Below are 14648 nucleotides of genomic sequence, written 5' to 3'. Positions count from 1 at the left end.
GAAAATGAGCAAAGCACAGTGCCTTGATTGATCCTTCTTCTCCCTTAGCTGGCAAGACCATGTTCCTTGGTGTCGGGGCGCAAAAATCGGGCACCACATGGCTTTCGCGCTATTTGGCGGATCATCCCGATGTTTATATGTCGGCGCTGAAGGAAATGCATTTCTGGGGCAACCGCACATCAAAAGCAAAATGGCCCAATTCCGCCTTTGAAAAACGCATTGCGCGATTGCGGGCAAATGGATCAACCAGTCTGTCCACATTCAACCTGATTTCCGCATTGCAAGACCGCCTGACCATGCGGGGCGATATTGAAAAATACACAGCCTATTTCGAAGATCGGGTCGAAGATCACTCGGCATTTGGGGAAATTTCGCCAGCGTATTGCAAATTATCACGCGATGAACTGGCGCTGATTAAATCCCAGTATCCCGAAGTGAAAATCATCTATCTAATGCGCAACCCAGCGGATCGGTTGTGGTCGCAAATTCGGTTTTCCGAAGAGGCGGAAACGCTGGAGGAGATGGAACAGAAAATCGACGCGTCTTTTGATAAACAAGTGTATCAGGATCGTTTGGATTACGTAAACACAATTCAAAACCTGCAGGCCGTGTTTGCACCTGAAAACCTGCATTTCGAGTTTTTTGAACATTTGTTCACGCAGGAAGCAGTGGATAAGATTTGTGCATTTTTGGGTGTCGCACCACACGCGGGCGAGTTTTCTAAAAAGCGGAATGTGTCGATCAAAATGCCGCTACAACCAAAGCTGCGTGCGGATATAGTGGCGCGGTTGGAGCCCCACTACACCTTTGTACGCGACATGTTTGATAGGGAAATCCCGCTGAGCTGGCAACGGGATCTGACCGAGCTGCGCAACGCCGGTTAACGCGGTCTGATCACCCAACCCAAGGCGGTTTTTCTTTGGCGAAGAAGGCATTGATGCCGTCCTTTGCCTCGGTGTCTTCCCATGCTTCAACCAAAGCGTCGATGCTGGCATCTATCTGGGCCTGCGTGATGTCCCCCCCCTGCCCGCGAATTAGCCGTTTGGTTTTCGCCACTGCGCGTGGGGCAACATTGAGGTAGGGCTTCACCTCTGCCTCAATCGCTTCATCAAGTTCATCGGCAGACACCGCGCGGGCCAATAGCCCCAATTCAACTGCTTCTGCACTGTCAAAAATCCGAGCAGACATCATCACGCGGCGCGCCTTGGCCTCGCCCATGCGTTTGATCACATATGGGGAAATCGTCGCTGGAATCAGGCCAAGACGTGTTTCGGTGAGGCCAAATTTCAGGTCCTTCACCCCAATCGCGATATCACAGACAGACATCATCCCAATCCCGCCGCCAAACGCCTGCCCTTGCACGCGCCCGATCAGCGGTTTTGGCAATGTGTTAAGCGCCCCAAGCATAGTCGCCAATTCCCGCGCCCCTGCAGCCCGTTCCGTTGGGCTCGCAGCCATCTGGTCTTTCATCCAGCCAAGATCGCCGCCTGCGCAAAAGCTTTTGCCCAGCGCGTCAAGCACGACAACCCGCACAGCGTCATCCTCGCCGAGCATCTTCGCCGCGCGGGTCAATTCCCCAATCATTTGCGCATTCATGGCATTGTGTTTGTCTGCCCGTGCCAAAGTTAGATGGGCCACGCCGCGTTCATCCGTTTGTACGGTAATTGTGTCAAACATCGTCAACTCCGTAATGTTTTGGCAAAGGTCGCGACTTGTTCAAGCGCGGCCAAATCCACGCCCGTTTCAAACCCTGCATTGTGCAGCAACGCAACCACCGCTTCGCTTGCCACATTGCCAGATGCGCCAGGCGCGTAAGGGCAGCCCCCGAGGCCGCCAACCGAAGCATCAAACACCCGCACCCCAAGATCCAAAGAAGCGCGAATGTTATCAAGGGCAAGGTTTGCCGTATCGTGATAATGCCCAGCCAGTTTTTGCACGGGCACCTCAGATAGAACAGCATTTAGCATGGCCGAAATGGTCTTTGGTGTCCCTTGCCCAATGGTGTCCCCAAGGCTGATTTCATAACAGCCCAGCGCGTTCAGCTTTGCCGCCACTTCGGCCACACGTGCAGGCGCTGTTGGTCCATCATAGGGGCAATCCGTGACACAAGAAATATAGCCGCGCACAGGAATATCAGCCTGTTTCGCTGCGGCGATCACATCTTCGAACCGCTGAATGCTCTCTTCTATGCTGCAGTTGATGTTGGCTTGACTAAACCCTTCGGACGCCGAAGCAAAAATTGCGATTTCATCGGCCTTGGCAGCGACAGCACCGTCAAAACCACGCATGTTTGGGGTAAGAGCGGCGTAGGAACAGCCTGTCACGCGGTCAATCTGCGCCAAAACATCCGCACTGTCGGCCATTTGCGGCACCCATTTGGGCGAAACAAAGCTCGCCACCTCGATTCGGCGAAAACCACACGCGGACAGCTGATTCACCATCTCTACTTTTGCATCCGTTGGGATCATGGCCTTTTCGTTTTGCAGCCCGTCCCTTGGGCCGACTTCAAACACTTCGGCGCGCGCGTTCATTCTGCATCGCTTTCGATTTGTGCCAGCACTGTCCCATCTGCCACCTGTCCACCAGCCACCGCGTTCAGTGCGACAACCGTGCCATCAAACGGCGCAGTAAGGCGGTGTTCCATCTTCATCGCTTCGAGGATCAACAATGTGTCCCCTTGCGCCACAGCCTGCCCTTCGACAACCATTACTTCTTTAATCGCGCCGGGCATTGGAGCAATAATGCCCCCTGCACCGCCATCTTCGCTTGCGGCGCGATCCAACAGATCAACGGCATTAAAATGCAAGGTGCGCGGACCAAACAGGCTTACACCGCCCCCGTGCATCACCGCATTACAGGCAGGTTTGCGGCCGTTCAGTTTAACGGTTGCCTCATTGAAAACCGAAATCGTCGTGTCATCCACCGTTACCGTAAAGCCGCCGGTGCCAGTGGCTTCTATTGTGACAACACGCGTTTCGTCTTTGCACTGAATGTGGAGGCTGCGTTTCAGGGGGGTCCAAAGGGAAAACCCCTGATGCGGAGCAGGTTTATCCAATCTCGCCATAAAAATAGCCGCCAGCGCCCAATCTTCAGCCGTGGGCGGAATTTCGGCCACCAGAGCGTCTTGGTCACGTGCGATCAAGCCAGTGTCCACCTCACCTTTGGCAAACCCTTCGTGTTGGGACAAAGCCCGCAAAAAGCCGATGTTTGTGGTGCAACCTGCCACTTCGGTCTGGGACAACGTTGTGGTCAGTTTGCCCAGCGCCACCTCGCGCGTGGGACCATGAACCACCAGTTTGGCAATCATAGGATCGTAATGAGGTGTGATCGCATCCCCTGTTCGCACGCCCGTGTCCGCCCGTGCGGATGACGGGAAGGTCAGATGGGTGAGCGTGCCGATGGAGGGTAAAAATCCCTTGGCAGCATCTTCTGCATAAATCCGCGCTTCAAACGCCCAGCCGTTGATGGACAGCGCATCTTGTGTTTTTGGCAGCGGCTCGCCATTGGCCACACGCAATTGCCATTCTACAAGGTCTTGGCCAGTGATCGCTTCCGTAACAGGGTGTTCCACCTGCAAACGGGTGTTCATTTCCATAAACCAAAACCCATCCGTGCGCAGCGGGCCAGATCCATCGACAATAAATTCAATGGTGCCAGCCCCCGCGTATCCAATGGCCTTGGCCGCGCGAACAGCCGCCTTGCCCATAGCCGCGCGAACCTCTTCTGGCATATCGGGCGCGGGCGCTTCTTCGATCACTTTTTGATGGCGGCGTTGCAGGGAGCAATCGCGCTCAAACAAATGCACCGCATTGCCGTGCGTATCCCCAAACACCTGAATTTCGATGTGGCGTGGATTGGTGATGAACTTCTCAACCAGCACGTCGGAATTGCCAAATGCCGTGGCGGCCTCGGATCGGGCCGAGGCGAGTTCTTGAGCAAAGTCTTTGGCATTTTCGACCAAACGCATGCCTTTGCCCCCGCCCCCTGCCACGGCTTTGATAAGCACAGGGTATCCAATTTTCGCAGCTTCCTCTGCCAACAGTGCATCACCCTGATCCGCACCGTGGTAGCCAGGGACAACCGGTACATCCGCTTGTTCCATCAACGCCTTAGCCGCATCTTTCAGACCCATCGCACGGATCGCTTCCGCGCTCGGGCCAATAAAAACAAGACCCGCATCGGCGAGGGCTTGGGCAAACTCAGGATTTTCAGACAGAAAGCCATAGCCCGGATGAACCGCTTGCGCCCCTGTATCTAGGGCCGCCTGAATAATCGCATCGCCCTTGAGGTAGCTTTCGGCCACGGGTGCTGGACCCAGCCGCACGGCTTCATCCGCCATGGCCACATGCCGCGCATTGGCATCTGCGTCAGAATACACAGCCACCGTGGCCACGCCCATCTGGCGGCAGGTGTCGATCACACGGCAGGCAATTTCCCCACGATTGGCGATTAGGATTTTATGGAACATGATCTACCACCAAGAGCTACTTACGGGTTGTGTCAAATGCGTTCTAACGTATGCGGGCAACGGCCATGCGTCTGGGTCGAGCCCCTCTAAACTGGGGACTCTTCCATAGGTCTCTGCGTGTTTCAGCAATTCAGGATGCAAAACGACGTCAATGTGCATCAGTGCTTTTTCAACGCGATCTTTGGTTTCATCAATTTCGTTTTGAAGCTTCGATTCAGCAGATTTGCCTTTGAACACTTTTGGCAAGGAAAAATCTCCGAGTAGTTTTCGCCCAACGGACAGCGCTAGAGCCAAAACTACGTTCGCGACAAACCCGCTGATGAGATCTGTGGCTAGATTGAAAGGCGTACTCCAACTGAGCCAACCTTGTTTCTTGTTTTTGTTAGCTAAGGCACTACGCATGGAATCAAATTCTGTTGCGAAGACTTGACGGAATTGTCGGGCAAAAACGAGGCGCCCAAAATCTGATCTCCCTGCATACACGCGTAATTTTGGGCGAACGAATGCTCCACCCTTTGATTTTTCGACGAAATTTTCGAAGTCAAATAAGAAGAAATAGTCTTCTGGATCGGCGCTGGCATGGACCAAATAGATGTCAATCTCAGCATCTTTGGTCATCTTAGGCAAGGTCCATCCAGACCATGCAGAGTTCATTCGCGATCCTAAACCAGCCACAATCACATCCGAAACACGCCAAACTGCGTGTCCTCAATGGGTTTATCCAAACAGGCTTGGAGCGATAGAGCCAGCACAGCGCGAGTGTCGCGCGGGTCTATGATGCCGTCATCCCAGAGGCGGGCGGAGGCATAGAGCGGGTGGCTTTGTTCTTCGAACATGTCGAGTGTTGGCTGTTTGAAGGCGGCTTCTTCTTCGGCGGACCATGTTTCTCCGCGCCGCTCTTTGCCGTCGCGGGTGACGGTCGCAAGCACGCCCGCGGCCTGTTCGCCGCCCATCACAGAAATGCGCGAATTGGGCCAAGACCACATGAAACGGGGGGAATAGGCCCGCCCTGCCATGCCGTAGTTGCCAGCCCCGAAAGAGCCCCCAACCACAACTGTGATTTTTGGAACAGCTGTTGTGGCAACAGCGGTCACGAGTTTCGCACCATGGCGGGCAATGCCTTCGGCTTCGGCCTTCTGGCCGACCATAAAGCCCGTAATATTCTGCAGAAAAATCAGGGGTATTTTACGTTGCGAGCACAGCTCGACGAAATGCGCACCCTTCTGGGCGCTTTCTGAAAAAAGGATGCCGTTGTTGGCGATGATGCCGCATGGCATGCCTTCGATATGGGCAAATCCGCAGATGAGTGTTGTGCCAAAACGGGCTTTGAATTCATCAAATTCAGAGCCATCCACGATGCGGGCGATCACTTCGCGAATGTCATAGGGGGTTTTCAGATCGGCAGGGACAACAGCAAGGATGTCTTCGGTAGGTAAATCAGGTTCAGCCGCGTCTTTTAGCGCGAGTGCGGCAGGGTTTGGCGGCCCAAGGTTTGCCACCGCAGTACGGGCCAGTTCCAAGGCGTGGGCATCATCATCCGCCAGATAATCCGCCACACCTGACAGGCGTGTATGCACATCACCACCACCGAGTTCTTCGGCACTGATCACTTCGCCTGTTGCGGCCTTTACCAAAGGTGGGCCAGCAAGGAAGATGGTGCCTTGTTCCTTAACGATGATTGAAACGTCTGACATGGCAGGCACGTAGGCGCCGCCTGCGGTACACGACCCCATCACTACAGCGATTTGGGGGATGCCCTTGGCGCTCATATTCGCTTGGTTAAAGAAGATGCGACCAAAGTGATCGCGGTCGGGGAAAACCTCATCCTGATTGGGCAGGTTCGCACCGCCGCTATCTACCAGATAGACGCATGGCAGGTGGTTTTCCTCGGCAATCTCTTGCGCGCGAAGGTGCTTTTTCACGGTCAGCGGATAATAGGTGCCGCCTTTGACTGTGGCATCATTGCAGACCACCATGACTTGGCGGCCGTTCACACGGCCAACGCCAGCAATGACGCCTGCGCATGGGGCCGCGCCGTCGTATAAACCATGCGCCGCCGTCGCCCCGATTTCCAGAAACGGAGAGCCCGCATCGAGCAGGTTCGCCACACGTTCGCGCGGCAACATTTTCCCGCGCGACAGGTGCCGTTCGCGGGACCGTTCGCCGCCCCCTTCTGCGGCCAAACGGGCCGCCTTAGACACAGGCGCAAGGGCCGCTGCGTGGGCGGATCGGCGTTCTTGAGCTTCTGGGCTGTCTGGGTTGATCGTGGATTTAAGTTTCACGCTGGCCCCGATTTATTGCTGAAATTTACAATAGGGTTGCAAGGATTTGCCTGACAGGCAGGTGTCAAACTCTGCAGCAACCCCTGCGTATTCACTGATCTCGCAGCCCACATAGGCCGCTTCTTGGCCAGCCCCTTTGCGCGATTCCGCAACGGCGCTGCATTTCTTGCCCAAATAATCATTCCAAGACACCAGAAGCTCGGTTAACTGAGCCGCGCCGTCCATGGACAAGCTGCTGTTTAACTTGGTGATGTTGGCATCAAGATGCACGCGCCAGTCAGCTTTTTCAGATTTGAGACAGGCCAAATGCGGTGCGCTGCCGAGTTCAAGTTCCGCGCAGGGCTCGAACATCATCGTGCGGCACTGTTCCCATGTGGTGCCATTGTCCATTTTGGACAGGCAGGCCACGGTTTGGGTCTGGCGTGTTTCAGTTTCTGAGGCCTGTGCGGCGCTGGCAAAGGCCGTGCAACCAGCAATGCTGGCAGCGATGAAAGTGCGTGTAATAGGCATTATGCCCCCTGTAATTTCATAAGTTCGCGGCCTGTCAGCATCCGACGAATTTCCGATGTGCCGGCCCCGATTTCCATCAGTTTGGCATCGCGCATGATCCGTGACAACGGGCTATCGTTCAAGAAGCCGGCACCGCCCATGGCCTGAACGCCTTGAACCGCCATTTCCATCGCCTTTTCGGATGAATAAAGCACGCAAGCAGAGGCGTCTTGGCGGGTAACTTCGCCCCGATCACATGCGCTTGCCACGGCGTAAACATAGGCGCGCGCAGAGTTCATGTTGGTGTAGATATCGGCGATTTTGCCCTGCATCAGTTGGAAGTTGCCAACGCTTTGGCCGAATTGTTTGCGCTCCACCATATAGGGCATGATGTGGTCAAGGATGGAGTGCATGATGCCAACGCCGATGCCTGACAGAACGACCCGTTCGTAATCGAGGCCCGACATGAGGACGTTAACGCCTTTGCCTTCTTCTCCAAGGACGTTTTCGAAGGGCACTTCGACATTATCAAATACCAATTCGGCGGTGTTGGACCCACGCATGCCGAGTTTGTCGAAATGGGCGGAAGTGGTGAAGCCAGTCATTTCTTTTTCGATTAGAAATGCGGTCATGCCGCGTGGGCCAGCCTCTGGGTCCGTTTTTGCATAGACCACCAGAGTGTCGGCATCTGGCCCGTTGGTGATCCAGTATTTTGTGCCGTTGAGCGTGTAATAGCCGTTTTTCTTTTCTGCTTTCAGCTTCATCGACACCACATCCGACCCAGCGCCTGCTTCGGACATTGCCAAAGCACCCACATGATCGCCCGAGATTAGCCGCGGGAGGTATTTCTCTTTCTGCTCTTTATTGCCGTTCAACGCGATTTGGTTGACGCACAGGTTGGAATGAGCCCCGTAGGACAGGGAAACGGAGGCGGAGGCGCGGGCGATTTCCTCAACGACAATGGTATGCGCCAAATACCCCATATTCGCACCGCCGAATTCTTCGTCTACCGTAACGCCCAGCAGGCCCAATTCGCCCATTTCTTTCCACAATTCCATGGGGAATTCATTTGAAGAATCGATCTCAGCAGCCATCGGGGCAACGCGATCCTGCGCCCAGCGATGGACCATATCACGCAAGGCTTCGATATCTTCGCCACAGGCAAAATTCATGGAAGAGGTGAACATGGCGGGCTCCCTTGCGCATTAATTGAACACTTGTTCACATAATACGCTGAGAATCCGCAATGTCGAGTCTAAAGCGTCAGCCTGTTTGATACACCGCGCCCACTTCTTCGCGGATAATGGTGGCCAGCAGATCGCAGTCTTCAAGGGTGAAGGTCAGGGGCAAACGCATATCAAATAGGCCCGCAAGAATACGGTCGGTTTCAGGCAGGTTTTGCGCCGCAACGTATTTCCAACTGTCATGGCGCGAGGTGAAACCAACAGGGCTGTCTGCACCAAACCATTTCAATTCCACGCCACGGTTTGCTGTACGTTTCTGCACGTCGATCATCTGCGCATTCGACAAGTCGGGGCACAGAAATTGGAAAGACGACATCACATACTGTTCTTTCTCGGGTCGCTCGATCACTTGAATGCCCGTGGCATTGCGCAATCCGTTCTCCACCCGTTTATAACGGTCGTTCCACGCTTGGCATTGTGCATCTAAATTGCGCAGCTGAGGGCGCAAAATGGCAGCACGCAGGTTGTCCATTCGGCCCGAACAATTGGGGGTTTCGAGTTTGATTTGATCGAACACCTCTTTTTCTGGCCCTGCCCCGTTGCGTTCAAACAGCATATATGAGCCAGACAACATAATCGCGCGGGCAGCCAAATCAGCATCATCCGTGATGAGCAGTCCACCCTCACCCGAGTTGAGGTGCTTAAAGGTTTGCGTCGAATAACATCCCGCAACACCGTGGCGACCACTTGGCACGCCATCCCAAGACGCCCCCATCGTGTGGGCGCAGTCTTCGATCACCTTAACATCTGCTGCATTGCAGATTTGCATCAGCGCATCCATGTCCACCAAATGGCCGCGCATGTGGGAAAGCATCAGGAATTTCGCACCGCTGCTGGTGATCTTGACCTGCAAATCTTTCAAATCCATGACCAAGGCGTCCGTCACCTCAACAAACACGGGTTCACACCCCGCATTGGCGATTGCGCCCGGAACGGGGGCCAGCGTGAAGGCATTTGTCAGAACCGTATCACCTGCCTTGGCCCCTGCGGCCCGCAAAGCGGCAGCAAGCGCATAGCCGCCCGAAGCGACAGCAACACAATACTTCGCACCAGTGTATGCAGCAAATTCCTGCTCCAACAGCGCGGTTTCTCCTGCTTCGCCATCAGACAGATTGTAGCGGTGCAAACGCCCGTGGCGCATCACCGCAACGGCGGCTTCAATCGCCTCTTCTGGCAGGGGTTCTTGTTGAGTGAAGTTCCCAGTGAAATTTTGTGTCACGGCGCAATCTTTCAGTTCGTTTGGAGGGATAGAAGACGGAAACGAACGGTCTGTTCAAGCCCGCCGTAGGACCTTCAGCAAAGCTGGACCTGCTGTTTCAGGAAATCAAACGATCCATAAGATCAGGCAGGTCATCGTAGTGATCGAGCAGGGCTTCGGGTTTGAGTGCCTTGATCGCCTCACCCGATGGGCCAAACGATACAAGAACGCTCGGAACGCCTGCGTTTCTTGCCGCTGAACGATCATTGTCCGTGTCCCCGATTAAGGCGGAGCGTTTTAAATCGCCCCCAACGCGGCGGATGGTTTCCCACAAATGTTCGGGATTGGGCTTGCGCACGGGCAACGTATCAGCCCCCAAAAGCGCCCCAAACATATCGCGAATGCCAAGTTCTGCCATGAGCGTTTCAGCCAGACCTTCGGGTTTATTGGTGCAAATCCCAAGAAGATACCCACGCCGCTGCAGTTCTTTCAGCGCGGGGACAACACCTGGATAAAGCGTGGTGTGATCCGCGATATGATCCGCGTAATAATCCAGCAAAACAGGGTATTGCGCATCCACCATGTCTTCGGTCCAATCCGTGCGGATCCGTTCATACCCCAACCGCAGCATCGCGCGGCCACCGTGAAACGCAGTCAACGCATCTGCCACGGGGTCAAGCGGCTTACCCTGCCCCATCCCATCAAAACATGCGTTTGCCGCCGCGATAAGGTCGGCGCTGGTGTCGGCCAAAGTGCCGTCGAGATCAAAAATTACGGATTTCATATACTGCCCCTTTTTGAACCTGTTGCCACAGGCTGTAACGCAATGAAAGACTTCTTGAGGTCGCGGGGCTTTCTGTAATGTGTTTTTCAGGCTATCAGAGCCAAAATAGAATAACGCAGGGGACAAAATGCCTGTCGCAGTGGTAATTTTGGCAGCCGGTCAAGGCAGCCGTATGAAATCTAATCTTCCCAAAGTGCTGCATCACGTGGCTCATGCGCCTTTGTTGGTGCATGCGATGCAGTCGGCCCAATCCATCGAGGCTGAACGCATTGTCGTGGTCACAGGTCACGGCGGCGAAGCGGTTGGCGCTGCGGCGCAAGCCTATGATCCTGACGCGGTGATCGTGACACAAAGCGAGCAGTTGGGTACAGCCCATGCAGTGCAACAAGCTGCCGATGCCCTGACGGATTTTGATGGGGATGTGGTGGTTCTGTATGGAGACACGCCGTTCATCCAAGAAGACACGTTGCGCCGCATGTTGGACGCGCGATCAAACGGATCAAGCGTGGTTGTTCTAGGGTTTGAAGCGGCTGAACCTGGACGTTACGGACGGTTGGTAACGGATGCCGATGGTGGACTTGACGCCATTGTTGAAGCGAAGGATGCGACACCTGAACAACTCGCCATAACGCTTTGTAATTCAGGGGTAATCTGCGCAGATCGGGCCGAGTTGTTCGCCCTGATCGACGCGGTTGGCAATGACAACGCGAGCAGGGAATATTACCTGACCGACATCGTTGAGCTGGCACGTGATAAGGGCGATGGTTGTGCTGCGATCACCTGTTCCGAAGCGGAAACCATGGGCGTGAATTCCCGCAGTGATTTGGCGGCGGCGGATGCAGCGTTTCAAGCGCGTGTGCGTGCCGAGGTGTTGGAAAACGGCGTCACGATGCACGCCCCTGGCACCGTGTTCTTTGCCTATGACACGCATGTGGGGCGGGATGCGGTGATCGAGGCGAATGTTGTGTTTGGCCCTGCGGTCACAGTGGAAAGCGGTGCGTTGATCCGCGCGTTTTCCCATTTGGAAGGCTGTCATGTGAGCCAAGAGGCCGTGGTTGGCCCTTATGCCCGTCTGCGCCCAGGTGCTGAAATCGGCAATGGCGCGCGGGTTGGCAATTTTGTGGAAATCAAATCGGCCACGATTGGCGAAGGGGCCAAGGTTAATCACCTGTCTTATGTGGGTGATGCGGATGTGGGTGATGCGGCGAATATTGGTGCGGGAACAATCACTTGCAACTATGACGGGGTGTTCAAACACAAAACGGTCATTGGCAAGAGAGCGTTTATTGGATCAAATACCGCACTGGTGGCCCCCGTGCGCGTTGGCGATGATGCGATGACAGGGTCAGGTTCGGTTATCACTGAAGATGTGCCAGATGAAGCGATGGCAATTTCGCGGGCAAAACAAGCAAACAAACCGGGATTGGCTTTGCGCCTGATGAACCGGCTAAAAGCGGCCAAGGCCGCCAAAAATAAGGATAAATAATATGTGCGGTATTGTAGGCATTCTTGGCAATCACGAAGCAGCGCCGATTCTTGTGGATGGGCTGAAACGGTTGGAATATCGCGGCTATGACAGTGCGGGTATTGCCACGGTGCATGAGGGCAAGTTGGAACGCCGCCGTGCGGTGGGCAAGCTGGTGAACCTGTCAGATAAGCTGGTGCATGAACCCATCCGTGGCAAAGCAGGTATCGGGCATACGCGGTGGGCAACGCATGGGGCGCCGAATGTACAAAATGCGCACCCGCACCGAGCAGGTGACGTGGCAGTTGTGCATAACGGGATCATCGAAAATTACCGCGAGCTGCGCGAAGAATTGGCTGCAAAAGGGGGCACTTTTGAAACGGAAACGGACACGGAAACCGTTGTAAAGCTGTGCGAAAGCTTTTTAAAACAAGGGATTGAACCAATCGAAGCCGCGCGGCAAACGGTTGCACGACTTGATGGAGCCTATGCGCTGTGTTTCTTGTTTGATGGCCATGAAGACCTCTTGGTGGCGGCGCGCAAGGGCTCCCCTTTGGCGATTGGGCATGGGGAAGGTGAGATGTTTGTCGGGTCTGATGCGCTTGCGCTTGCACCGATGACAAACAAAGTGACCTATCTTGAGGAAGGTGATTTCGCGGTCATCACGCGAACCTCGCTTGAGATTACGGACGGCATGGGTTCGCTCGCGAACCGTGAGATGCGCGAGATTTCGCATGGCGCGATTTCTGCGGATAAAGGCATGTTCAAACACTACATGGCCAAAGAAATTGCCGAACAGCCAACGGTTTTGGCCGAAGCTGTGAAACAATATGTACACGCCAATGATAAAGAAATTCTGCTGCCAGAGGTCGATTTGGATTTTTCCAAGATCGACAAGCTGACAATGGTGGCCTGTGGCACGGCGTATTTGGCCTGTCATGTGGCGAAATATTGGTTTGAGCAAATCGCGCGTTTGCCTGTGGAATTGGATATTGCGTCTGAGTTCCGTTATCGCGAGCCGCCCCTGACGCAAAATTCGTTTGCGTTTTTTGTGAGCCAGTCAGGTGAGACAGCAGATACCTTGGCCGCTTTGCGCTATTGCTTTGAAAACGTTGATAAAACCGTGGCGATTGTGAATGTGCCTGAAAGCTCTATCTCACGGGAAGCGGATGTGTCCCTGCCGATTTTGGCGGGTGTGGAAATTGGCGTGGCATCAACCAAAGCGTTTACCTGTCAGTTGACCGTTCTGGCCGCATTGGCGGTAAAAGCGGCCCGTGAACGTGGAACGCTTGATGCAGCGGGCGAAGCGGAATTGGTTGCCGCGCTAAACGGATTGCCCGGTGTTTTGAACATGGCATTGGCCCAAGAAGATGCGATCAAAGCCACCTGTTCCGAATTGGTTCATTCGCGCGATGCGCTGTTTTTGGGACGTGGTTCCATGTTCCCGTTGGCGCTGGAAGGTGCGTTAAAACTGAAAGAAATCAGTTACATCCATGCCGAAGGCTATGCGTCTGGCGAATTAAAGCACGGGCCGATTGCACTGGTGGATGAAAACATGCCGGTGGTGGTTATGGCACCAAGTGATGAATTATTTGATAAGACCGTATCAAATATGCAGGAAGTTATGGCGCGGGGCGGGAAAATTATCCTTGTGACCGATGCAAAAGGCGCAAAAGAAGCAGGTGATGGCACGTGGCAGACCATTGTGATGCCGTCGGTTCACACGTTCTTGGCCCCGATTGTTTATGCAGTGCCAGCGCAACTTTTAGCTTATCATACAGCGGTTTACAAAGGCACGGATGTGGATCAGCCGCGTAACTTGGCCAAGTCGGTGACGGTGGAATGACCCCGCAAGATGCGCTTGATCAGGTGATGGCCTTGGGCGATCCTGTGAAAGCGGGTGAAATGGCCGCCTATCACAAGGTTGAACGCCCGTATGTCGGCGTTTCCAATCCTCAGTTAGATACGCTGTATAAGGCCTGGCGCAAAGAAACGGATATTCCACAACGCGTTGAGATTGCAGCGTTTTTGTGGGATTCTGATGTGTTTGAGGCCAAGGTCGTTGCGGCGAAATTACTGACCCAAGCGCGGATCAATCCTGATGAAGCTGTCTGGGCCGAAATCTGTCGATGGGTGCCCACGTTTGATGCTTGGGCGGTCGCGGACCATGCCTGTGGCGCGGGGGCTAGACGGTTGTATTTGAACGAAAAACGGCTGGATGAGGTGGAGGCATGGACCACCCATGAGAGCCTTTGGGTGCGCCGTGCGGCGTTGGTGATCACCCTGCCCTATACGAAATCGAACAATCCAAAGGACGAAGAACTAGTGGCGCGGGACCGTATTTTGGGCTGGGCCGCAAGCTATGTCACTGATCCTGAATGGTTTATTCAAAAATCCATCAGCTGGTGGCTGCGCAGCCTGTCCAAACATGATCCTGATCGGGTGCGCGCATTTGTGGATGAATTTGGCGATCAGATGAAGCCATTTGCACGCAAAGATGCCGTGCGAACGATGCGTTAAGGTTTGGCGAAAATCGCGATTTCAGAAAAAAGCAAACCACCCAGAAACTGGGGTCCCGTGGGTATGGGTTGTGTGTTTATTTCTGGCGTTAAGGTTTGACGCAACACCCCTGCCCGCATTTTACGTCAGAGACAAATAAAAAGCCGACACATTTCTGTGTCGGCTTATGAATTTGAAACGGGCCATTGTCGGCCTGTC

At 54.4% G+C, this 14648-nt stretch carries 13 protein-coding genes; 4 read left to right on the top strand and 9 right to left on the bottom strand.

Features of this window, described 5'->3' with window-relative positions; translation table 11 throughout:
• Positions 1-23 precede the first annotated feature (23 nt).
• Positions 24-884: a sulfotransferase gene (locus QBD29_RS08165; protein WP_280100807.1), complete on the top strand. Its 861-nt coding sequence runs from the start codon at positions 24-26 to the stop codon at positions 882-884.
• A 10-nt stretch (positions 885-894) separates the two neighbouring features.
• On the opposite strand, the gene QBD29_RS08160 is transcribed toward QBD29_RS08165, so the two are convergent.
• The 9 genes from QBD29_RS08160 to QBD29_RS08120 all read right to left on the bottom strand — a co-directional run bounded on the left by QBD29_RS08160 (position 895) and on the right by QBD29_RS08120 (position 10465).
• Positions 895-1677, bottom strand: a complete 783-nt coding sequence (locus tag QBD29_RS08160) for a crotonase/enoyl-CoA hydratase family protein (protein WP_280100806.1) — start codon at positions 1675-1677, stop codon at positions 895-897.
• Positions 1678-1679: 2 nt separating this feature from the next.
• Positions 1680-2531, bottom strand: a complete 852-nt coding sequence (locus QBD29_RS08155; protein WP_280100805.1) for a hydroxymethylglutaryl-CoA lyase — start codon at positions 2529-2531, stop codon at positions 1680-1682.
• Positions 2528-4468, bottom strand: coding sequence for an acetyl/propionyl/methylcrotonyl-CoA carboxylase subunit alpha (locus QBD29_RS08150; protein WP_280100804.1), 1941 nt, complete (start codon positions 4466-4468; stop codon positions 2528-2530). Before QBD29_RS08150 ends, QBD29_RS08155 begins: the two co-directional genes overlap by 4 nt.
• A gap of 3 nt (positions 4469-4471) precedes the next feature.
• Positions 4472-5086 carry a hypothetical protein gene (locus QBD29_RS08145; RefSeq protein WP_280100803.1) on the bottom strand — a complete coding sequence of 205 codons (615 nt, stop codon included), beginning with the start codon at positions 5084-5086 and terminating at the stop codon, positions 4472-4474.
• Positions 5087-5145: 59 nt separating this feature from the next.
• Positions 5146-6750, bottom strand: coding sequence for a carboxyl transferase domain-containing protein (locus QBD29_RS08140; RefSeq protein ID WP_280100802.1), 1605 nt, complete (start codon positions 6748-6750; stop codon positions 5146-5148).
• Positions 6751-6762: 12 nt separating this feature from the next.
• Entirely contained in the window at positions 6763-7260 is a 498-nt protein-coding gene (locus QBD29_RS08135) for a hypothetical protein (RefSeq protein ID WP_280100801.1), read from the bottom strand.
• Positions 7260-8426 (bottom strand): isovaleryl-CoA dehydrogenase, encoded by a 1167-nt coding sequence (locus tag QBD29_RS08130; RefSeq protein WP_280100800.1) that lies wholly within the window; start codon positions 8424-8426, stop codon positions 7260-7262. Before QBD29_RS08130 ends, QBD29_RS08135 begins: the two co-directional genes overlap by 1 nt.
• Positions 8427-8502: 76 nt before the next feature.
• Positions 8503-9702, bottom strand: coding sequence for an aminotransferase class I/II-fold pyridoxal phosphate-dependent enzyme (locus tag QBD29_RS08125; RefSeq protein ID WP_280100799.1), 1200 nt, complete (start codon positions 9700-9702; stop codon positions 8503-8505).
• Positions 9703-9799: 97 nt separating this feature from the next.
• Positions 9800-10465, bottom strand: a complete 666-nt coding sequence (locus tag QBD29_RS08120) for an HAD-IA family hydrolase (RefSeq protein ID WP_280100798.1) — start codon at positions 10463-10465, stop codon at positions 9800-9802.
• A gap of 127 nt (positions 10466-10592) precedes the next feature.
• Between QBD29_RS08120 and glmU the strand changes: the two genes are divergently transcribed.
• Genes glmU through QBD29_RS08105 form a run of 3 tightly spaced genes read left to right on the top strand, consistent with a single transcriptional unit; the run spans position 10593 to position 14450 of the window.
• On the top strand, positions 10593-11951 hold the full coding sequence (glmU, locus tag QBD29_RS08115) for a bifunctional UDP-N-acetylglucosamine diphosphorylase/glucosamine-1-phosphate N-acetyltransferase GlmU (protein WP_280100797.1): 1359 nt from the start codon (positions 10593-10595) through the stop codon (positions 11949-11951).
• A gap of 1 nt (position 11952) precedes the next feature.
• Positions 11953-13776: a glutamine--fructose-6-phosphate transaminase (isomerizing) gene (gene glmS / locus QBD29_RS08110; RefSeq protein ID WP_280100796.1), complete on the top strand. Its 1824-nt coding sequence runs from the start codon at positions 11953-11955 to the stop codon at positions 13774-13776.
• The gene (locus tag QBD29_RS08105; RefSeq protein WP_280100795.1) at positions 13773-14450 is read left to right on the top strand and encodes a DNA alkylation repair protein; all 678 of its coding nucleotides are present in this window, start codon (positions 13773-13775) and stop codon (positions 14448-14450) included. Before glmS ends, QBD29_RS08105 begins: the two co-directional genes overlap by 4 nt.
• The last annotated feature ends 198 nt before the right edge of the window (positions 14451-14648 follow it).

Source organism: Amylibacter sp. IMCC11727, assembly GCF_029854195.1.
Classification (GTDB): domain Bacteria; phylum Pseudomonadota; class Alphaproteobacteria; order Rhodobacterales; family Rhodobacteraceae; genus Amylibacter.
This window is presented reverse-complemented; position numbering and strand designations above follow the sequence as displayed.